The organism is Pseudomonas sp. PS1(2021), from assembly GCF_020405165.1.
Lineage (GTDB): Bacteria > Pseudomonadota > Gammaproteobacteria > Pseudomonadales > Pseudomonadaceae > Pseudomonas > Pseudomonas aeruginosa.
Genome location: NZ_CP084484.1, coordinates 2168072 through 2187442 on the forward strand (window position 1 = coordinate 2168072; position 19371 = coordinate 2187442).

Below are 19371 nucleotides of genomic sequence, written 5' to 3' on the forward strand. Positions count from 1 at the left end.
CTCCTGGGTCGGTCAGGCGATGCGCTGCGCGAGGTGCTCGGCAACGGCGATGGTGGTGATGTTGGTGGCCACCGAAATGGCATCGGGGAAGATCGAGGCGTCGATCACCCGCAATCCTTGCAGGCCATGCACCCTGCCCTCCAGGTCGACCACCGCCCAGCGCTCGCCGGCACGGCCCATCGGCGCGCTGGAGGTCGGGTGGTGGTAGGTATCGAGGGTGGCGCGGATCGCCGCTTCGATCTGCGCATCGCTGCGTGCCTCGGGCCCTGGTCCGAGTTCGGCGTGGATCAGCCCGGCGAGCGGTTCGCTGCGGCCTATCCGGCGCGCCAGCTTGACCCCTTCCAGCAACCGCGCGCGGTCTTCGGCCTCGGCGAGGAAGTTCAGGTCGATCAGCGGCGCGACGGCCGGGTCGCGGCTGGCCAGACGCACGCTGCCCAGCGATTGCGGCCGGGTCAGGGCCACGGCGAGGACGAAGCCGACCCCGGTCGGGCTCATCTCGGCGGGGAACAGGTGGGTGGCGGTGATGTGCAGGTCCAGCTCGCCGTTCTGCGCCCGCGAGCTATGGGTCCAGAGCTTGGCACCGATCACCGGCGACTGCGCGCCGATGCGCTCCGGCCGGGCGGCATAGGCGTTGTAGTAGAACGGATGGTCCTTGAGCCGGCGGCCCACCGGCAAGTCGGCAAGCAACGGGATCGACAGCGCCTTCAGCTCGTCGGCCGGGCCGACACCGGAGCGCAGCAGGATCGCCGGGCTGCCGTAGGCGCCGGCGCTGAGGATCACTTCGCCGGCGTGGATTTCCTCGCCGGAGGCCAGGCGCACGCCCACCGCGCGCTTGCCTTCGAAGAGCACCCGGTCGACCAGCGCGTCGCCGCGGATCGACAGGTTGGCGCGAGCGCGCACGGCGTTGTCGAGATAGGCCATGCCGGTGTTGACGCGCACACCGTTGACGACATTCATCGGGTACGGCCCGACGCCGTTGGCGTCGGCGCCGTCGAAATCGGCGATGGCCTTGAAACCGTTGGCCAGGGTGGCGTCGACGAAGGCCCTCTGCATCGGCGAGAGATCGGCGCGGCTCAGTTGCCGCACCGGCAGCGGTCCGTCCCCGCCGTGCAGGGCCGGGTCGCCGCCCTGGCGGGTCTCCAGGCGGCGGAACGCCGGCAGCAGGTCGTCGTAGGACCAGCCCGGCAGGTTCCAGCGGGCGAAGTCTTCGCGCCGCGCGCGGATCGCCACCGCGCCGTTGATCGCCGAGCTGCCGCCGAGGACCTTGCCGCGGATCGCATGGATCGGGTGCCCGATCGCCCCCGGTTGGGACTGGTAGCCCCAGTCGCTGGAGGGGTCGCCGCCGACGCTGTCGCTGCTGGCGATGATCCTGGGGTAGTCCCAGGCCGGATAGGCCTGGCCGGCTTCCAGCAACAGTACCCGGCGGTCGCCGCGCTCGCTCAGGCGCCGGGCGAGGACCGCGCCGGCGGAGCCGCCGCCGACGATCAGCACATCGATCCTGCCGCCATCGAAGGCCTTGCGGGGCGTTTCCGCCGTGGCGCTGGCCACGCCGGGCGCGCCGCCGAGCAGCGAGCCCAGGGCGAGCGCGGCGGAGCCGGCGACGGTCTGCGCCAGCAAGGTGCGGCGCGCCGGGTTTTCGGGTTGGTGCATGGGGTTCTCCCGTATCCAGATCGATTGACGGGAGCAACGCTATGCCCGGCGCGCCCTCGGCGACAGACAGCGGAAGGCGAACCGCTGGTTCGGTTTTTCCGAACTCAGCCCGGCGGCAACAGGCCACGCTCGATGAGCGCGCGGTCCCAGGGCGCCGGATCGCCGATTTCCTCTTCGAGGAACTGGCCGAGGACGAGGATCTTCCGGGGCGTCCGTTGGGTCTTGCGGTAGACCACGGAAACCTGCCCGCCGTCCGGCGAGTAGCCAGGCAGGACCGGCAGCAGCTCGCCGGCCAGCAAGGCATCGGCGGCCAGGAAGCTCGGCAGGATCGCCAGGCCGAGCCCGGCGCGCGCACCTTCGAGCAACTGGTGCCCGGAGTCGGTGCGCATCCTCACCCGGATGCGGAACGAGGCCGGTTCGCCGTCCACCGGCAGACAGAGCATGCCGCCGGGCTCGCGGTTGTAGTAGACCAGCCCGTCGTGCGCCTGTAATTCCTCGGGATGCTGCGGCACGCCATGCCGCGCCAGGTAGTCGGGACTGGCGCAGAGCAGGTGGCGGTTGGCGGTGATCGGCCGCGCCACCAGGCAGGAGTCGTCCAGCCGGCCCATGCGCAGGGCCATGTCGAAGCGCGGTTCCTGGAGGTTGACGAAACGATCGTCGGCCTGCACGTCCACCCGCAATTGCGGATGGCGCTCGGCGAAGCGCGCCAGCAGCGGCGCCAGGTAGCGCGGAGTGAAGGCCAGCGGCGCGGAGAGGCGCAACTGGCCGCGCAGGTCGTCGTCGGCGTCGAGCACCGAGGCTTCCGCCTGCTCCAGCTCCTGTAGCAGGCGGCAGGCATGTTCGTAGTAGGTGCGACCGGGGTCGGTGAGGCTCAGCGGCCGGGTGCGGTTCAGCAGCACCCGGCCCAGGCGCCTCTCCAGTTGCTGGATACGCTGGCTGACTTGCGACTTGGTGGTGCCCAGGCGGCGGGCGGCCTCGGAGAAGCTATGGGCGTCGACCACGCTGACGAAGGTGGTCATTTCGGCAAACTTGTTCATCGGTGTCCTTCTGCGATCCGCCCCCGCGGACCCCGATCATACGCTTTCCGCCGCCGCTATCCGCGCCTCGGCGACCCGACGCAGGCGGTGCATGGACTCCTCCGACTCGCGTTCGATGCGACGGCGCAGCAGGAACAGGTTGGCCAGGCGCATCGACCAGCCGTCGAAGCGGTATTCCAGGGTGCGCACGAAGCGGGTGCCGGCCGCGCTCGGCTGGCATTCGTAGCTCAGGCGCAGGTGCAGCCCCCGGTCGCCACGGGCGTTGGCGCGCCACAGGTGTCCCGGCTGGTACTCGACCACCGTCCAGGACAAGTGCCCGGCGCGGCCGCCGGCGTGGATGTCCTCCTCGAAGCGCGCGCCGGCCGGCAGCGGGCCAGCGGCGCCGTCGACCCGCAACGACGAGGGATGCCATTCCGGCCAGAGCCCCGGGCTGGCGGCGTAGGCGAGGGTCGCCTCGGGCTCGCGGGCGATCTCGATTCGGTGCTGCATGCGGGTCATGGCGTGCTCCTCGGCGGTTTCCGCTTCCCAGTGGAGGGTACCGTAGCACCAGTCCATCAACGGGAAGACCAGGTTGAAGTTGTGCGTCTGCATCAGCTCGCGACGGTGATGCAGTTCGTGCAGGCGGCGCATGTGGCGGATCCACGGCAGACGGCTGAGCGGATGCTCCGGCGGCAGGTGTTCGCAGGCGTGGAAGATCTCGTAGCTGAGGTAGCCCAGCAGCAGGGTCGCGGCGAACAGCGCGGCGAGGTTGTCGTTCAGCAGGCCAAGCAGGCTCCAGGCGAGCAGCGCGCCGAGGCTGAAGACCACCACCAGCCAGGCCGGGAACAGGATCACCCGCCAGTCGCGGGCCTGTTCGTAGCGCATCTGGCCGGCGACGAAGAAGCTGTGGTGGTCGCCGGTATGGCGCTTGTAGAACATCCGCCCCAGCGGGTGCTTGTGGTGGCCGAGGGACTTGTGGATGCGGTACTCGCCCCAGTTGAAGAACACCAGCGCGGCCGGCACCGTCAGCCATTCCAGCAGGCTCGGCTGCTCGAGTCGGGAGAGGAAGAAGACGATCCAGGCGCCGCCGTAGGCGAGGACGAAGCCGGCGTGCAGCCAGGGGTTGTAGCCGGGCCGGATGGCCGCGCGGTACTGCTGGCGAAAGGGTTGGGGATCGAAGGACATGGTCGGCATCTCGCGTGTGATTGTTATTGGCTGGGCCGCGAACCGGGCCGATCCGCCGGGGCGGAAGGGCTTGCATTCGAGTGTAGCGATGCCAGTCTTATCAGGGTAATGGATAAATAGAATGAGGATTATTCATGAAGCTGAACTTGCAGCAGCTCGACCTCAACCTGCTTCTGGTCTTCGATGCCCTGATGCGCGAACGCAACCTGTCGCGCGCGGCGATCCGCCTGCATCGCAGCCAGCCGGCGGTGAGCAACGCCCTCGCCCGCCTGCGCGAGCAGCTCGACCAGCCGCTGTTCCGGCGCACCGCCAAGGGCCTGGAACCCACCGCCGCCGCCCTCGCCCTGTACGTGCCGGTGCGCCAGGCCCTGCATCTGCTGCAGGCCGGCCTTGGCTCCCAGGAAACCTTCGATCCGCACACTGCGCGGACCTTTCGCCTGACGATGAACGACTATGCCCAGTTGCGCCTGCTGCCGGGCCTGGTGACCCGCTTGAAGACCCTGGCCCCGCGGGTGACGCTGGAGGTACGTCCCGACGAAGGCGCCTCGATCCCGGCGCAACTGGCCAGCGGCGAACTCGACCTGGCGATCGACTACCTGTACTTCGACGAGCCCGAGCTGGCCTACCGGCCGGTCGGCGAGGAACGCCTGGTGGTGATCGGCCGGCAGGGCCATCCGGCCTTCCGCGGCGGCCTCGACCGCGCCGCCTACGAGGCCGCGCAGCACGTCTCGATCCTGCCGCGGGTCGGGCGCGGCAGTCCGCTGGAGATCGTCCTCGGCTCGGCCAGGGTACAGCGCCAGGTGCAATTGCTGGTGCCTCACTACCTGACCATCCCGGCCATCGTCGCCAGCACCGAGCTGCTCGGCACCGTGCCACGCCGCCTGGCCGAGCGTTTCGCCGGCAGCCATGGTCTGCAACTGGCGGACGTCCCCTTCGAGATGGCCCCGGTGCAGGTCAACCTGATCTGGCATCGCCAGCAGGAAGCGACGCCCGGCCTGCAATGGCTGCGCGAGCAGATCGTGCAGATCGAACAGGGCTGAGTCGCAGGTTGCGCGCCAGGATCAGTCTTCCGTCACTTTCGATCATTGAGCGAGGCCTTTCCCGCGACCTATGGTGAGGCTGCGCCCCGCTGCCGGTCCCCGGCCGCCCCGGGGATACAGTCCAGCACCCGCCAGAGGAGCCACCGTATGACCAGCCTGCCGCTCGAAGCCAACGCCGCCGCCACCCTCGCCGAATGGCACGGGCTGATCGCCCGCCGCGACCTCTCCGGGTTGCCGCGCCTGCTGCACCCCGACGCCGTGTTCCGCTCGCCGATGGCGCACAAGCCGTATGCCGGCGCACCGGTGGTCTCGATGATCCTGAATACCGTGCTCACGGTCTTCGAGGATTTCGCCTATCACCGCCAGTTGGCCAGCGCCGACGGCCGCAGCGTGGTGCTGGAGTTCAGCGCGCGGGTCGGCGAACGCGAACTGAAAGGCATCGACATGATCCGCTTCGACGACGACGGCCGGATCGTCGACTTCGAAGTGATGGTCCGTCCCATGAGCGGCCTCCAGGCCCTCGGCGAGGAAATGGGCCGGCGCCTGGCCTCCTATCTGGCCGCGAGCAAGGCCTGAGGCGATAGCCTTTGGGCCAAGGCCCGACGCTGCCTTGCCAAGAGCGCAGCGTCGGCCCGCCGCGGCGAACTCCCGACATGGGTGCAACGCCCCCGCCCTCCCGCGTTCAGCGTCGACCCAAGCCACAGCGAAGGGGCTTGGGTAGTTCCGCAGCGAACCGGGCGAGGACATTTCCCAGCAAAAACGCCAGGTCGGTACTTCGCGAACCCGCGTCCATCGCGGCCATGACCCATATCAAGGACATCGGACGGCAATTCCGCCACTGTCCTGGCATCCGTCCGTTCTTTCCTGCCCCGTGCCGCCCCAGGGCCTCCACCCGTGAGGATGCTCCATGAGCAAGATGATGAAAGCCGCCGTATTCATCCAGCCCGGCCGTATCGAGCTGGTCGACAAGCCGATTCCCGACGTGGGGCCGAACGATGCATTGGTGCGCATCACCACCACCACGCTCTGCGGCACCGACGTGCACATCCTCAAGGGCGAGTATCCGGTCGCGCCCGGCCTGACGGTGGGCCACGAGCCGGTCGGGATCATCGAAAAGCTCGGCAGCGCGGTGGTCGGCTACCGCGAAGGCCAACGCGTGATCGCCGGTGCCATCTGCCCCAACTTCAACTCCTATGCCGCCCAGGACGGCGTACCGTCGCAGGACGGCAGCTACCTGGTGGAATCCGGCCGTTGCGCCTGCCATGGCTACAAGGCGACCGCCGGTTGGCGCTTCGGCAACCTGATCGACGGCACCCAGGCCGAGTATGTGCTGGTTCCCGACGCTCAGGCCAACCTTGCCCCCATACCCGATGGTCTCAGCGACGAACAGGTGCTGATGTGTCCGGACATCATGTCCACGGGCTTCAAGGGCGCGGAGAACGCCAACATCCGCATCGGCGATAGCGTGGCGATCTTCGCCCAGGGTCCCATAGGCCTGTGCGCCACCGCCGGCGCCCGGCTGCTGGGCGCCAGCACGATCATCGCCATCGACGGCAACGCCCATCGCCTCGATATCGCCCGTGGAATGGGCGCCGACGTCACGCTGAACTTCAGGGAGTGCGACGTGATCGAGGAAATTCTCAAACTCACCGGCGGGCGCGGCGTGGATGCTTCGATCGAGGCACTCGGTACGCAATCGACCTTCGAGACCGCCCTGAGGGTGCTCAAGCCCGGCGGCACCCTTTCCAGCCTCGGGGTCTATTCGGAAGACCTGACGATTCCGTTGTCGGCCTTCGCCGCCGGCCTCGGCGACCACCGGATCAATACCGCGCTGTGCCCCGGCGGCAAGGAGCGCATGCGCCGACTGCTCAATATCGTGGCTTCGGGCCGGGTCAACCTCGGGCCTTTGGTCAGCCACGAATACCGCCTCGACGACATCGTCGCCGCTTACGACCTGTTCGCCAACCAGCGTGACAACGTACTGAAGGTGGCGATCAAGCCGCACTGAGACCGTCATCCTATACTGCTGGACGGAGGTGGCGAACCCGTCGCGACCGACGAAGCGGGTTCCACCCATGGCGTCGGCGGCGCCCTTGCGCCGTCGCTTCGCGGGGGGATGGAGAGATACCGTCCATGAACCGAGCCAAGCTCTACCTCTGCTGCGTCGCACTACTGCTGGTGCCGGCCATCGCCGGTGCGGCGACTGCCGACTACGTCTACGGCATGCCGCTGGACGTGGCCAGGGTGCTGAGCGTCGACGAGGCGCCCAGCGATACCTGCCAGGTGGTGCGCGCCACCCTGGTGTACCTGGACTCCCACGGCGAGCGCCAGGTGTTGCACTACCTGAAGCAGGCGCGTGCGTGCAGCGACGAATGAAACGACGGAGGAAAGGACGAACGGTCAGGGTTGTCGTTTCATTTCACGAAATTTTCACCGCTGACATGGATACTGGAACCAGCTGAAGGACCAGCGCCCCATTGCATAGAGCCCACCATCGAGTGGGCTTTTTGCATTCCGGGCCGCGTATCGCCTGGCCTTGGGTTCAATCCCGCTCTTCCCTGCGCAGCAGTTCGCGCTTGCGCTCCACGCCCCAGCGGTAGCCGGAAATGTCGCCGTCGCGACGTACCACCCGGTGGCAGGGAATCGCCACCGCGATCCGGTTCGCCGCGCAGGCCTGCGCCACCGCGCGCACCGCTCGCGGCGCGCCGATCCGTTCGGCGATCTGCGCGTAGCTCGCCGTGCTGCCCGGCGGTATTTCCCGCAGTGCCTGCCAGACCCGTTCCTGGAACGCCGTACCGCGTACGTCCAGCGGCAGGTCCAGTCCCAGTTGAGGCGACTCGACGAAGCCCACCACCTGCGCCACCAGCCGTTCGAAGTCGGCGTCGCCGCCGAGTAGCTGGGCGCGCGGGAACTGGTCCTGCAACTCGCGCAGCAATGGCTCCGGCTCCTTGCCGAGGAGGATCGCGCAGATGCCGCGCTGGCTCTGCGCCACCAGGATCGCGCCCAGCGAGCACTGGCCGATGGCGAAACGGATCGCCGCGCCGGCGCCGCCATCGCGGTAATCGCGCGGGCGCATGCCGAGGCGTTGCGACGAGGACTCGTAGAAGCGGCTGTTGGAGTTGAAACCGGAGTCGTAGATCGCCTCGGTCACCGAGGCGGACGCCTGGCCCAGGCGCTCGCGCAGGCGCCGGGCACGATAGGCCGAGGCGTAGGCCTTGGGCGTCAGGCCGGTTTCGGCCTTGAACAGACGATGGAAGTGGAACGGACTCATGCCCAGTCGGGCGGCCAGCGCCTCTAGTGCCGGCGGCGTCTCCGCCGTCTCGATCATCCGGCAGGCCTGCGCCACCCGCTCGGCGCGCTGCTCCGCCGCCAGGCTGCGGTCGCCGGCGGCGCGCCGGCTGGGCCGATAGCCGGCGGCCTCGGCGGCCTCGGCAGTGGCGAAGAACTCGACGTTCTCGCGCCTGGGCCGACGCGCCGAGGAACTCGGGCGGCAATAGACCCCGGTGGTCTTCACCGCATAGACGAACGCCCCGTCCGCCGCCGCGTCGCGCGCCAGCACGGCGGCCCAGCGCTGTTCGTCGGTGTGGTAGGCGTTGCAAGGATCGAGCTGCTGGCTCATGGCGTTTCCCCTGTGGGAGCGGATGATGCCCGCAGACTAATTCGCCATTCAAGCGCAAGAACTCCGGTTCTTGCGCTTGAATTCGAGCAAGGCCATGTGCCCGGCTTCGGCAGGTGCGGAAGGCCGTCGGCTTGCCTACCCATCGCCAGGCGCCATAATGGCCCGCTCGAACCGGCGGAAGGATTGGGAACATGGCGTTCAAACGGATAGCACTGGCCTACTGCGTGCAACTGGATCGGGTGATCTCCATCGCCAGCGCCCGCCGCGAATACTTCTCCCAGGCCGAGCCGCGCAAACGCTTCGATTTCCTCTGCTCCAGCGAAGGGTGCCGGGCACAGGGGATCAAGGTATCGGCGAGCAACTACGACAAGCTGCCGCAGGACACCCGCAAGGCCGCGCACTTCAGCAAGTTCCCGCACTCCACCCATCTGTCGGATTGCGAATGGTTCGTCGAGGAGGACGAGGACGCTCTGCGCCCGGGCGAATCCGCCGAGGAGGCCGGCCAGCGGCGCATCCGCGACAAGCTGGATGCCTACGTCGAGGAGTTCGACCCGGCCATTGCCGAGGAGGCCGCGCCGCCGCAAGCGGACCCGGACACCGAGGAACACCCGCCGGCCTCCGCCGCAGTGCGCACCGACGCTCCCGCCGCGCCTCGGCAGAGAACGCAACGGCCACGGCGCACCCGCGATTTCGAACTGCTCGTCGACACCTTCCGCCAGGCCCGCGCCGAGCTGCCGGCGGAAGAGTTCAAGCAACTGGACATCCGCATCAGCGGCCTCGGCCGGATACCGCTGCGCGCCTATTTCCAGCACATCGGCTATGCCACCCCGGGCAGCGCCGGCAAGGTATTCTACGGCGGCGCCGACCTGGTCCGGCGCTACGGTGCGCCGAGCCGGCCGCAGGGCTTCCGCTTCAAGTTCCGCGACCGCATCGACGGCAAGCCGGTATTCCTCTACGTCGCTCCGGAAACCTTGCAGGGCTATCCGCATCGGCGCTACCTCGAAGACATCCTCGGTTGCGCCGAAACGGTGCGCTACTTCACCCTCTACGCCCTCGGGCGGCTCATCGAAGCGCCGAGCGGCAAGAGCTACAGCCTGGAGCCGGATGCCCTGCGCCACCTGGCGATCATCCCCGGTCCGGCGAAGGACGACGCCCCTCAGAGCTCGTCGTAGAGTCGGTCGCTGACCAGCATGTGCCCCGGCGCGTGACTGATGTACAGCTCCGGCTGAACCTCGGCGAGCACCGCCTGGGGCGTGACCCCGCAGGCCCAGAACAGCGGGATCTCGTCCGCCGCGAGCGGCACCGGGTCGCCGTAGTCGGGCCGCGCCAGATCGCGGATGCCGATCAGCGCCGGATCGCCCAGGTGCAGCGGTGCGCCATGGGTCATAGGGAAGCGGCTGGTGACCTGGATCGCCCGGATCGCCTCGGCGGCCTTCAACGGCCGCATCGATACCACCGTGGGCCCGGCCAGGCGACCGCTCGGCCGGGTAGCGATGGAGCTGCGGTACATCGCCACGTTGCGCCCCAGCTCGAGGTGGCGCAGGCCGATGCCGGCGTCGAGCAACGCCTGTTCGAAGGAGAACGAGCAGCCGATGGCGAAGGCGACGAAATCCGCCTCCCAGAAGGTGCCGATGTCGCTCACCTCGACGGGCTCCTGACCGCGTCGATGCACCCTGTAGCGCGGCAGGTCGCTGCGCACGTCGATATCCGCGCCGAGCCTGGCGAAGTGCGGCGAGCCGGGTTCGCTGACGTCGAGCAGCGGGCAGGCCCGGGGGTTCAGGGCACAGAAGCGAAGGAACTCGTCGGCCCAGGATTTCTGCAGGATCACCAGGTTGGCCTGCAAGTGGCGCTGGCCGAGGCCGCTGGTATGGCCGGTGTAGTCGCCGCGGCGGATCAGTTGGCGCAGGACCGGCGGCGGCAGTTGCGCGAGTTCGTGGAAGGTCGGTTCGGGCATGGCGGCTCCGTGCGCTGGCGGACGTCGTTGTTGGCAGGTTTGTAGAAGCGGACGGCGGTCAGCGTCCAACGAGATTTTTCCGCCGGGGGCGATCGGAAAATCCGAATCAGCGCGAACGCAGCCGCCCCACTCCTTTCTTCAGCGGCGCCAGGAGCATGCACTCCGGGCCGACGTTGGCCGCGTAGTCGGCCAGCACCGTCTTGCTCAACTCCACCACTTCGTCCACCAGCTCCAGGCCGGTGCCGCCGCGCCAGGACACCACCACCGGCAGGTTCGGCGGCGGCGGGCCGAGGCGCAGCAGGGTCAGTTCGCCGCGTTCCAGTTCCTGGCTGACCAGCGCCGGCGGCAAGGCGCCGACGCCGAAGCCGTCGCGCAGCAGGCGGGTCATCGCCGCCACCGAGTTCACGCAGTTCAGGCGCGGCGCCGCGACGCCGTTGGCGTGCAGCAGGCCGAGCACGTCCTGGTGCGGCCGCGAGTGCTTGGAGAAGGTCACCACCCGCTCCCGCGCCAGGTCCGCCAGCGAGGCGTAGTCGCGGTGGTAGATCGAGCCGGTGGAAACGATCCAGCGCAGCGGATAGCTGCCCAGTTCGAGGTTCAGCACCGACTCGTGGCGCAGCGAGTCGGTCTGGAAGATCAGGTCCAGGTAGCCCTTCTGCAACTGCTCGGAGAGGTTGCGCGCGGTGTCCGCCATCAGCTCGATCTCCACCGCCGGGAAAGTTTCCGTGACCCTGGCCACCAACGGGCTCAGCCAGGTGTGGATGACCGTGTCCATGGCGCCGATACGAATCCGTCCCTGGGTGCTGGCGCCGGTGTCGAGCGACTGCTTCAGCGCGTGCATGGTGTCCATCATCCGCTCGGCGTAGGCCAGTACCTTGTCGCCTTCCGGGGTCAGGGTCACGCCGCGCGAGTCGCGGACGAACAGTTTCACGCCGAGTTCGTCCTCCAGCACGGCGATCCGGCTGGAAATGGAAGCCTGGGTGCTGAACAGCTTCTCCGCGGTGAGGCGGAAGCTCTTCAGGCGCGCGACCCAGACGAAGGTCTCGAGGAATTTCAGGTTCATGTGGCGGGTACCGACGGGCAAGGGACACAAGGTGGCGGGAGCGAGCAGCTTCCATGCCAGCGCCCACCTTCCGGCGGCACATGATCGACGCATGACGGCCTGCTCCGCCATCGAAATTTCTTATCCCCGGCGGCCGCATAAATTAGTTGGACGCTCGCTGGCCAGCCTCGAAGAATGCGACCACCGGGTGCGACGGCGCCCACCGAATCTTCATAACACCAATAACGACGATCGGTGCCCCCATGGAAAAACACATGACCCTCGACGCCGGCCCGGACGCTTCCCGGGACGGTCATTTCGGCTGGTATCGCGCCCTCGACAAGCAGGAACGCCGGGCCTTCTGGAGCTGCAAGATCGGCTACGGCCTGGACGGCATGGACACCCAGATGCTCAGCTTCGTGATCCCTACCCTGATCGCCCTGTGGGGGATCGGCACCGGCGAAGCCGGCTTCATCCACACCATGACCCTGCTCGCCTCCGCCGCCGGCGGCTGGATCGCCGGGATCCTCTCCGACCGCATCGGCCGGGTGCTGACCCTGCAACTGACGGTGCTCTGGTTCGCCTTCTTCACCTTCCTCTGCGGCCTCGCGCAGAACTACGAGCAGTTGCTGGTCGCACGGACCCTGATGGGCTTCGGCTTCGGTGGCGAATGGACCGCCGGCGCGGTACTCATCGGCGAAGTGATCAAGGCCCGCGACCGCGGCAAGGCGGTCGGCCTGGTGCAGTCCGGCTGGGCCATCGGCTGGGGCCTCACCGCCATCCTATACTCGCTGATGTTCAGCCTGCTGCCGCCGGAAGAGGCCTGGCGCGCGCTGTTCATGCTCGGCCTGTTGCCGGCGCTGTTCGTCCTGGTGGTACGCCGGCTGGTCAAGGAACCGGAGATCTACCGCGAGGCCAGGCAACGCAACCAGGGCGCCGACAAGGTCAGCTTCTACGAGATCTTCGCTCCCGGGATGCTCAGCATCACCCTGCGCGCCTCGCTGCTGACCACCGGCGCGCTCGGCGGCTACTACGCCATCACCGCCTGGCTGCCGACCTTCCTCAAGACCGAACGCGGGCTGACCGTGCTCGGCACCAGCGGCTACCTGGCGATGGTGATCCTCGGCTCCTACGTCGGCTACGTGGTCAGTGCCTTCCTCACCGACCTGATCGGGCGCAAGAAGAACTTCGTCCTGTTCGCCGTCGGCTCCTTCACCGTGGTCCTGCTCTACACCCAGTTGCCGGTGAGCAACGGCGCCATGCTCTGGCTCGGCTTCCCGCTCGGCTTCTTCGCCTCGGGCATCTTCAGCGGCATGGGCTCGTTCCTCACCGAACTGTTCCCAACCCGCATCCGCGGCTCCGGCCAGGGCTTCTGCTACAACGCCGGGCGCGCCATCGCCGCGCTGTTCCCGATGCTGATCGGCATGCTCGGCCAGAAGCTCTCGCTGGGCCTGGGGATCGGCGCCTTCGCCGCGGTCTCCTACGGCGTGGTGATCCTCGCCGCCCTCAGCCTGCCGGAAACCCGCGGCAAGCAACTGGAACTCTGAGCCGTCGACCGAGGAAATCCCAGCATGCATCCCACTCCCCGCCTGGCTGCCGCGCTGCTCGCCGGCAGCGGGCTGGGCTGGCCGCTGCTCGCCCAGGCCGACCTGGTCGAGGACAGCCACGCCAGCCTCGAACTGCGCAACTTCTACTTCAATCGCGACTTCCGCCAGAGCGGCGCGCGCGACAACGCCGACGAATGGGCGCAGGGCTTCCTCCTGCGCCTGGAGTCCGGCTTCAGCGAAGGCACCGTCGGCTTCGGCGTCGACGCCATCGGCCTGCTCGGCTTCAAGCTCGACTCCGGCAGCGGCAGCGGAGGAACCGGGCTGCTGCCGGCCGACGGCTCCGCCGGCGGCTCCCAGGATGACTACGCCAAGCTCGGCCTGACCGCCAAGGCGCGGGTCTCCAACAGCCTGCTCAAGGTCGGCGCGCTGCACTTCAAGAGCCCGCTGGTCTCGGCCAACGACACCCGCCTGCTGCCGGAACTGTTCCGCGGCGCGCTGCTCGACGTGCAGGAGATCGACGGCCTGACCCTGCGCGGCGCGCACCTGGACCGCAACAAGCTGAACAGCTCCAGCGACTACCAGGTGTTCAGCGCCAACCGCATCGGCGGGCGCAGCGATGCCTTCGACTTCGCCGGCGGCGACTATCGCCTGACCCCGGCGCTGACCGCCAGCCTGCACCAGGGTCGGCTCAGGGACATCTACCGGCAGACCTTCGCCGGCCTGGTACACACCCTCGACCTCGGCGGACAGCGTTCGCTCAAGAGCGACCTGCGCTTCGCCCGGGCCAGCGAGGACGGCGGCTTCCGCGAACTGGACAACCGCGCCTTCGGCGCCCTCTTCAGCCTGCGCCTGGGCGCCCACGCGGTGGCCGCCGGCTACCAGCGGATCAGTGGCGACGATCCCTATCCCTACATCGCCGGCAGCGACCCGTACCTGGTCAACTTCATCCAGATCGGCGACTTCGGCAACGTCGACGAGCGTTCCTGGCAACTGCGCTACGACTACGATTTCGGCGCGCTCGGCCTGCCCGGCCTGAGCTTCATGAGCCGCTACGTCTCCGGCGACAACGTCGCCCGCGGCGCGGCCAACGACGGCAAGGAATGGGAACGCAACACCGACCTCGGCTACGTGGTGCAGAGCGGGCCGCTGAAGAACCTCGGGGTGAAATGGCGCAACGCCACGGTGCGTTCGAATTTCGCCAACGACCTCGACGAAAATCGCCTGATCCTCAGCTACAGCCTGGCGCTGTGGTGAGGTCCGGCGAGCAATGACCTGAAGGAACCTGCATGAACAACCTGTTGTTGAACTGCGATATCGGCGAGAGCTTCGGTGCCTGGCGCATGGGCCTGGACGCCGAGGTGATGCCGCTGATCGATTGCGCCAACATCGCCTGCGGCTTCCACGCCGGCGATCCCGGCACCATGCGCCGCACCGTGGCCCTGGCGGTGGAGCATGGCGTGCGCATCGGCGCGCACCCCGGCTACCCCGACCTGGTCGGCTTCGGCCGGCGCTCGCTGGCCTGCTCGGCGCAGGAAGTGGAAGACCTGCTGCTCTACCAGATCGGCGCCCTCGACGGACTCTGCCGCGCCCAGGGCACGCGGGTACGCTACGTCAAGCCGCATGGCGCGCTGTACCAGGACATGATGCGCGACCCGGCGATCCTCGCCGCCGTGCTGCGCGCACTGGCGGCCTACGACCGCACCCTGCCGCTGATGCTGATGAGCACCCGCGACAACACCGCGGCGCGCGCGCTGGGCGAGGCCCACGGCATCGAGCTGTGGTTCGAGGCGTTCGCCGACCGCGCCTACGACGGCGCCGGCTACCTGGTCTCGCGCAGCCAGCCCGGCGCGGTACACCACGACGCCGAGACGGTGCTCGCCCAGGCCCTCCTGCTGGCCCGTGGCGGGGCGCTGCGAGCCAGCGACGGCAGCGCCCTGGCGCTGGAGGCGCAGACCCTCTGCGTACACGGCGACAATCCCGCCTCGCTGGCTGCGGTGCGGCGCATCCGCGACGCCCTGGAGGCGGCATGAGCCAACCGCAACCGCGCATCGAGGTGGCCGCCATCGACAGCTTCGTCCTGCGCCTGTTCGAGCGCATCGACGAAGCCAACATGCCCTGGCTGCTGGCGGCGGAGGAAAACCTGCGGGCGGCGTTCGGCGCCGCCCTGCTCGACCTGGTGCCGTCCTACACCACCCTGCTCCTGCAATACGACCTGCTCCAGCTCGACCCTGGCGAGGCCCGCGTGCGGATCGCCGCGGCGCTGTCCGACTTGCGCCCGAAACGCCAGGACGGCGGCCGTCTGCACATCCTGCCGACCTGGTACGACCCGCGGGTCGGCCCCGACCTGGAACCCCTGGCGCGGCGCAAGCAGCTCGGCGTCGCCGAGCTGATCCGCCGCCACAGCCAGCGCGAGTACCGGGTCTTCGCCCTCGGTTTCAGCCCCGGCTTCGCCTTCATGGGGCTGGTCGAGGAAGCCCTGGCGGCACCCCGCCTGGCGACTCCCCGGCAACGCATCGCCGCCGGCAGCGTCGGCATCGCCGAGCGCCAGACGGCGGTCTATCCGCAGGCCTCGCCAGGCGGCTGGAACCTGCTCGGGCGCTGCCCGGTGCGCCTGTTCGACCTCACCCTGGACGGCTACAGCCTGCTGCGCGCCGGCGACCGGGTGCGTTTCGAACCCATCGGACACGCCGAATTCGTCCGCCTCGGCGGCGACGACACGCCCCTGGAGGTCCAGGCATGAACGACTCCATCCACGGCGGCCTGCGGGTGTGCCAGAGCACCCCGCTGGTCCAGTTGCAGGATCGCGGCCGCTTCGGTTGCCGCCATCTCGGCGTGACCCAGGGCGGCGCCCTCGACTGGCTGTCCATGGGCTGGGCCAACTGGCTGCTGGGCAATCCCCTGGACGCCGCGGTGATCGAGATCGCCCTCGGCGGTTTCGTCGCCGAATGCCGTGCCGACGGCTGGTTGGCCCTGGCCGGCGGCGATCTCGGCGCGACCCTCGATGGCCAGCCGCTACCGGCCTGGGGCGCGTTCGCCGTGCGCGGCGGCCAGCGCCTGGCCTTCGCCCACCCGCGCCAGGGCGCCCGCGCCTACCTGGCGGCGCCCGGCGGCTTCGCCGGCGAGCGCCAGTTGGGCAGCCTGGCCACGGTGGCCCGCGAAGGCCTGGGCGGCCCCCGCGCCGACGGCAAGGCCCTGGCCGCAGGCGACAGCCTCGGCTGGCTGGCCGATGGCGCGCGACCGCGCGCGCTGCCCCTGCCCAGCGAACGGATCATGGACTGCACCGGCGAAGCGCGCCTGGAGCTGATCCTCGGCGCGCAGATCGGCGACTTCCCGGCCATGAGCCTGTTCGATGCGTTCAACGGCGACTGGCAGGTGGATACCCGCGCCGACCGCATGGGCGTACGTCTGCTCGGCCCGCGCCTGGAATGCCGGCAGCAGTCGATGATTTCCGAAGGCATCGCCCTCGGCGCGGTGCAGGTGCCGCCGGACGGTCAGCCGATCGTCCTGCTCAACGACCGCCAGACCATCGGCGGCTACCCCCGTCTCGGCGCCCTCGCCCCGCTGGCGCTGGCGCGCCTGGCGCAATGCCTGCCAGGCCAGCGGGTGCGGCTGCTGCCGACGGTGCAGGAGGCGGCGCACCGCGAGCATCGACGCGTGCTGGCGGCCTGGGACGCATAGGCGTTTTTTTTGTTTGACGATGACTCCAGCCCGGTACTTCGCTGGACTGCGCCCAAGCCCGCTACAGCAGGTTTATCAAGGACTTAGGCGCATCCATCATATGCCGGTGCTTTCCGAAACTTGACCCGGCTTCCGGTCGCGTGGCTCCCATGTGGCTCTTGGAAACCGAGGTTTCCGAGGAGTCATCATGGCAAGAATCAAGCTCACCAAGTCCACCGTCGATGCCGCCAAGCCCCAGGCGAAGGCCGTCGAACTCCGGGACACTGTGGTGCCCGGCTTCCTGTGCAAGATCACCCCGGCCGGCCGCAAGGTGTTCATGCTCCAGTACCGCACGAACGCCGGCGAGCGCCGCAAGCCCGCCCTGGGCCAGTACGGGGAACTGACCGTCGAGCAGGCCCGCGTCATGGCGCAGGAGTGGCTGGCCGAGGTTCGCCGGGGCGGCGACCCCAGCGCGGCCAAGAATGCCGCCCGCAAGGCGCCGACCATGACGGAGTTTTGCCACACCTTCATGGAGGACTACTCCAAGCAGCGCAACAAGCCCAGCACGCAGCGCGGCTATCAGGGCGTCATCGACCGCTGCATCATCCCCATCATGGGGCGGATGAAGGTGCAGGACGTGAAGCGCCCGGACGTGGCCGCGCTGATGAAGAAACTGGCTCACAAGCCGGCCGAGGCGAACCGTGCCTTTGGCGTGCTGCGCAAGATGTTCAACCTGGCCGAAGTGTGGGGGCTGCGCCCGGACGGCACCAACCCTTGCCGGCACGTCCCGATGTTTCCGCCCGGCAAGGAAACCCGGCTCATCGTGGACGATGAACTGGTGCGGATCTTCCGTCACCTGGAGCACTTGGAAGCCGAGGGACTGGAGAACTACGTCATCCCGCTGGCGATCCGCCTGCAATTCGAGTTTGCCGCCCGCCGCTCCGAAATCTGCCCGCTGGAATGGGGCTGGGTTGATCTGGAAAAGCGCCGGGTGGTCTGGCCTGACAGCAAGACCGGCGGCATTTCCAAGCCCATGAGCGAGGAAGCCTATCGGCTGCTTTCGACGGCGCCGCGCCGGGAGGGCTCCCCCTACGTCCTGCCGTCGCCCAACGACCCGGCCCGGCATCTGACGCATGGCGAACACTATGGCGGCTGGAAGCGCGTGCTCAAGGCCGCCGGGGTGCCGCATGTCGGCACGCACGGCATCCGCCATCGGGCCACGACCGACATCGCCAATTCGGGCGTGCCGACCAAAGTGGGCATGAAGCTGACGGGCCACAAGACCGTGGCGATGTTCATGCACTACGTCCACACCGAGGACAAGCCGGTGCGCGATGCGGCCGAGCTGGTGGCGAGCCGGCGGCAGGCCATCACGGGCACGCGCCGCCCTGCGGAGGCGATGGCATGAGCAAGAAGACGCTTCCGGCGGCGGGGGACACCCCCGCCGCCCTGCCGGCCGGCTACGCCGGCATCCACAGCGGCATTGTGGAAGTCCTCGATGCTGCCCGCCATGCGGCGGCACGCAGCGTCAATGCGCTGATGACCGCCAGCTATTGGGAGATTGGCCGTCGGATCGTGGAAGCCGAGCAGCAGGGCAAGCGGCGCGCCGGGTACGGCGAACAGTTGATCGAACGGCTGTCGGCCGACCTGACCGCGCAGTTCGGGCGCGGGTTCAGCCGCCCGAACTTGCAGCAGATGCGGTCGTTCTTCCTGACCTGGCCAATTCGCCAGACAGTGTCTAGCGAATCTTCCCCGGCGCCGGTGGCGCGTCCCTGGCACCTCGATGAGCTGGCCCAGGTCTTCACGCTGCCGTGGTCGGCCTACGTCCGGCTGCTGTCGGTCAAGGACGGCCATGCCCGCCAGTTCTACGAGGCCGAAGCCCTGCGCGGCGGCTGGAGCGTGCGCCAGCTCGATCGCCAGATCAACAGCCAGTTCTACGAACGCACGGCGCTATCGAAGAACAAGGCGGCGATGCTGGTCAAGGGCGCCGTGCCGAAGCCCGAGGATGCCGTCACCCCCGACGACGCGATCAAAGACCCGTATGTGCTGGAGTTCCTCGACCTCAAGGACGAGTATTCGGAATCCGACCTTGAGCAAGCCCTGATCCGGCGGCTGGAGGATTTCCTGCTCGAACTGGGCGATGGGTTCGCCTTCGTCGGGCGGCAACGTCGGTTGCGCATTGACCAGACCTGGTATCGGGTCGATCTGCTGTTCTTCCATCGTCGGTTGCGCTGCCTGGTCATCATCGACTTGAAGCTCGGTGCGCTGACACATGCCGACGTGGGCCAGATGCACCTGTATTGCAACTACGCGAAGGAGCACTGGACGTTCGCCGACGAGAACCCGCCCGTGGGCCTGATCTTGTGTGCGGACAAGGGCCACGCCCTGGCGCGGTACGCGCTGGAGGGCTTGCCCAGCAAAGTAATGGCAGCGAATTACCGGATGGTGCTGCCGGATGCCGAAGTGCTGCAAAAGGAACTGGAGAACACGCGGCGTCTGATCGAATCTCGCGGAACGATCGTTTCCAAGAAGCGCAAGCGATAACCGGGCGTCCCGGCGTGCCGCCGTCGGGTTCGCGGGCTGCGCCCCGCGCTTCGTGCCGAATCGGGTCTATTCCGGCGCTGACCCCTGACGCCTCTCTCCCAGCTCGCCGGTCTTGGAACC

18 protein-coding genes are annotated in these 19371 nt (G+C 68.5%); 12 read left to right on the forward strand and 6 right to left on the reverse strand.

Features of this window, described 5'->3' with window-relative positions:
• Window positions 1-12: 12 nt before the first annotated feature.
• The 3 genes from LE197_RS10130 to LE197_RS10140 all read right to left on the reverse strand — a co-directional run bounded on the left by LE197_RS10130 (window position 13) and on the right by LE197_RS10140 (window position 3860).
• A complete protein-coding gene (locus LE197_RS10130) occupies window positions 13-1650 on the reverse strand; it encodes a GMC family oxidoreductase (RefSeq protein ID WP_003102147.1) in 1638 nt (545 codons plus the stop codon).
• Window positions 1651-1754: 104 nt separating this feature from the next.
• On the reverse strand, window positions 1755-2687 hold the full coding sequence (locus LE197_RS10135; protein WP_003102145.1) for a LysR family transcriptional regulator: 933 nt from the start codon (window positions 2685-2687) through the stop codon (window positions 1755-1757).
• Window positions 2688-2723: 36 nt separating this feature from the next.
• A complete protein-coding gene (locus LE197_RS10140; RefSeq protein ID WP_003120279.1) occupies window positions 2724-3860 on the reverse strand; it encodes an SRPBCC family protein in 1137 nt (378 codons plus the stop codon).
• Between the two features lie 125 nt (window positions 3861-3985).
• Between LE197_RS10140 and LE197_RS10145 the strand changes: the two genes are divergently transcribed.
• The 4 genes from LE197_RS10145 to LE197_RS10160 all read left to right on the forward strand — a co-directional run bounded on the left by LE197_RS10145 (window position 3986) and on the right by LE197_RS10160 (window position 7267).
• Complete coding sequence (locus LE197_RS10145) at window positions 3986-4891, forward strand: LysR family transcriptional regulator (RefSeq protein ID WP_003142490.1); 906 nt, start codon at window positions 3986-3988, stop codon at window positions 4889-4891.
• Between the two features lie 147 nt (window positions 4892-5038).
• The gene (locus tag LE197_RS10150; protein WP_003102139.1) at window positions 5039-5467 is read left to right on the forward strand and encodes a nuclear transport factor 2 family protein; all 429 of its coding nucleotides are present in this window, start codon (window positions 5039-5041) and stop codon (window positions 5465-5467) included.
• A 331-nt stretch (window positions 5468-5798) separates the two neighbouring features.
• Complete coding sequence (locus tag LE197_RS10155) at window positions 5799-6899, forward strand: NAD(P)-dependent alcohol dehydrogenase (RefSeq protein ID WP_003113628.1); 1101 nt, start codon at window positions 5799-5801, stop codon at window positions 6897-6899.
• Between the two features lie 125 nt (window positions 6900-7024).
• A complete protein-coding gene (locus LE197_RS10160; RefSeq protein ID WP_003088835.1) occupies window positions 7025-7267 on the forward strand; it encodes a DUF2790 domain-containing protein in 243 nt (80 codons plus the stop codon).
• A gap of 166 nt (window positions 7268-7433) precedes the next feature.
• On the opposite strand, the gene ada is transcribed toward LE197_RS10160, so the two are convergent.
• Window positions 7434-8510 (reverse strand): bifunctional DNA-binding transcriptional regulator/O6-methylguanine-DNA methyltransferase Ada, encoded by a 1077-nt coding sequence (gene ada, locus LE197_RS10165; RefSeq protein WP_003142492.1) that lies wholly within the window; start codon window positions 8508-8510, stop codon window positions 7434-7436.
• Window positions 8511-8701: 191 nt separating this feature from the next.
• On the opposite strand from ada, the gene LE197_RS10170 reads away from it, so the two are divergent.
• On the forward strand, window positions 8702-9682 hold the full coding sequence (locus tag LE197_RS10170; protein ID WP_019681624.1) for a hypothetical protein: 981 nt from the start codon (window positions 8702-8704) through the stop codon (window positions 9680-9682).
• Here LE197_RS10170 and LE197_RS10175 read toward each other — a convergent pair.
• Together LE197_RS10175 and LE197_RS10180 are read right to left on the reverse strand one after the other, a co-directional pair.
• Window positions 9667-10464, reverse strand: coding sequence for a putative hydro-lyase (locus tag LE197_RS10175; RefSeq protein WP_003120275.1), 798 nt, complete (start codon window positions 10462-10464; stop codon window positions 9667-9669). The genes LE197_RS10170 and LE197_RS10175 overlap by 16 nt on opposite strands.
• 106 nt (window positions 10465-10570) lie before the next feature.
• Window positions 10571-11524, reverse strand: a complete 954-nt coding sequence (locus LE197_RS10180; RefSeq protein WP_003088829.1) for a LysR family transcriptional regulator — start codon at window positions 11522-11524, stop codon at window positions 10571-10573.
• Window positions 11525-11778: 254 nt separating this feature from the next.
• Between LE197_RS10180 and LE197_RS10185 the strand changes: the two genes are divergently transcribed.
• The 7 genes from LE197_RS10185 (at window position 11779) to LE197_RS10215 (ending at window position 19251) form a co-directional block, all read left to right on the forward strand.
• Window positions 11779-13050 carry an MFS transporter gene (locus LE197_RS10185; RefSeq protein WP_003102111.1) on the forward strand — a complete coding sequence of 424 codons (1272 nt, stop codon included), beginning with the start codon at window positions 11779-11781 and terminating at the stop codon, window positions 13048-13050.
• Between the two features lie 24 nt (window positions 13051-13074).
• Window positions 13075-14304 carry an OprD family porin gene (locus LE197_RS10190; RefSeq protein WP_023089851.1) on the forward strand — a complete coding sequence of 410 codons (1230 nt, stop codon included), beginning with the start codon at window positions 13075-13077 and terminating at the stop codon, window positions 14302-14304.
• Window positions 14305-14336: 32 nt separating this feature from the next.
• Window positions 14337-15080 (forward strand): 5-oxoprolinase subunit PxpA, encoded by a 744-nt coding sequence (locus LE197_RS10195; protein ID WP_003161852.1) that lies wholly within the window; start codon window positions 14337-14339, stop codon window positions 15078-15080.
• Entirely contained in the window at window positions 15077-15790 is a 714-nt protein-coding gene (locus LE197_RS10200) for a 5-oxoprolinase subunit B family protein (RefSeq protein ID WP_023089852.1), read from the forward strand. Before LE197_RS10195 ends, LE197_RS10200 begins: the two co-directional genes overlap by 4 nt.
• Window positions 15787-16728, forward strand: a complete 942-nt coding sequence (locus tag LE197_RS10205; RefSeq protein ID WP_003142496.1) for a biotin-dependent carboxyltransferase family protein — start codon at window positions 15787-15789, stop codon at window positions 16726-16728. The genes LE197_RS10200 and LE197_RS10205 overlap by 4 nt, the downstream gene beginning before the upstream one ends.
• A gap of 187 nt (window positions 16729-16915) precedes the next feature.
• On the forward strand, window positions 16916-18115 hold the full coding sequence (locus LE197_RS10210) for a tyrosine-type recombinase/integrase (protein WP_226033998.1): 1200 nt from the start codon (window positions 16916-16918) through the stop codon (window positions 18113-18115).
• Window positions 18112-19251 carry a PDDEXK nuclease domain-containing protein gene (locus LE197_RS10215; protein ID WP_226033999.1) on the forward strand — a complete coding sequence of 380 codons (1140 nt, stop codon included), beginning with the start codon at window positions 18112-18114 and terminating at the stop codon, window positions 19249-19251. Before LE197_RS10210 ends, LE197_RS10215 begins: the two co-directional genes overlap by 4 nt.
• Window positions 19252-19371: the final 120 nt, after the last annotated feature.

Bases quoted from the DNA above. Each gene is read 5' to 3' on its own strand.
- LE197_RS10130 (WP_003102147.1), bottom strand. From the start codon at position 1,650: ATGCACCAACCCGAAAACCCGGCGCGCCGCACCTTGCTGGCGCAGACC.
- LE197_RS10135 (WP_003102145.1), bottom strand. From the start codon at position 2,687: ATGAACAAGTTTGCCGAAATGACCACCTTCGTCAGCGTGGTCGACGCC.
- LE197_RS10140 (WP_003120279.1), bottom strand. From the start codon at position 3,860: ATGCCGACCATGTCCTTCGATCCCCAACCCTTTCGCCAGCAGTACCGC.
- LE197_RS10145 (WP_003142490.1), top strand. From the start codon at position 3,986: ATGAAGCTGAACTTGCAGCAGCTCGACCTCAACCTGCTTCTGGTCTTC.
- LE197_RS10150 (WP_003102139.1), top strand. From the start codon at position 5,039: ATGACCAGCCTGCCGCTCGAAGCCAACGCCGCCGCCACCCTCGCCGAA.
- LE197_RS10155 (WP_003113628.1), top strand. From the start codon at position 5,799: ATGAGCAAGATGATGAAAGCCGCCGTATTCATCCAGCCCGGCCGTATC.
- LE197_RS10160 (WP_003088835.1), top strand. From the start codon at position 7,025: ATGAACCGAGCCAAGCTCTACCTCTGCTGCGTCGCACTACTGCTGGTG.
- ada (WP_003142492.1), bottom strand. From the start codon at position 8,510: ATGAGCCAGCAGCTCGATCCTTGCAACGCCTACCACACCGACGAACAG.
- LE197_RS10170 (WP_019681624.1), top strand. From the start codon at position 8,702: ATGGCGTTCAAACGGATAGCACTGGCCTACTGCGTGCAACTGGATCGG.
- LE197_RS10175 (WP_003120275.1), bottom strand. From the start codon at position 10,464: ATGCCCGAACCGACCTTCCACGAACTCGCGCAACTGCCGCCGCCGGTC.
- LE197_RS10180 (WP_003088829.1), bottom strand. From the start codon at position 11,524: ATGAACCTGAAATTCCTCGAGACCTTCGTCTGGGTCGCGCGCCTGAAG.
- LE197_RS10185 (WP_003102111.1), top strand. From the start codon at position 11,779: ATGACCCTCGACGCCGGCCCGGACGCTTCCCGGGACGGTCATTTCGGC.
- LE197_RS10190 (WP_023089851.1), top strand. From the start codon at position 13,075: ATGCATCCCACTCCCCGCCTGGCTGCCGCGCTGCTCGCCGGCAGCGGG.
- LE197_RS10195 (WP_003161852.1), top strand. From the start codon at position 14,337: ATGAACAACCTGTTGTTGAACTGCGATATCGGCGAGAGCTTCGGTGCC.
- LE197_RS10200 (WP_023089852.1), top strand. From the start codon at position 15,077: ATGAGCCAACCGCAACCGCGCATCGAGGTGGCCGCCATCGACAGCTTC.
- LE197_RS10205 (WP_003142496.1), top strand. From the start codon at position 15,787: ATGAACGACTCCATCCACGGCGGCCTGCGGGTGTGCCAGAGCACCCCG.
- LE197_RS10210 (WP_226033998.1), top strand. From the start codon at position 16,916: ATGGCAAGAATCAAGCTCACCAAGTCCACCGTCGATGCCGCCAAGCCC.
- LE197_RS10215 (WP_226033999.1), top strand. From the start codon at position 18,112: ATGAGCAAGAAGACGCTTCCGGCGGCGGGGGACACCCCCGCCGCCCTG.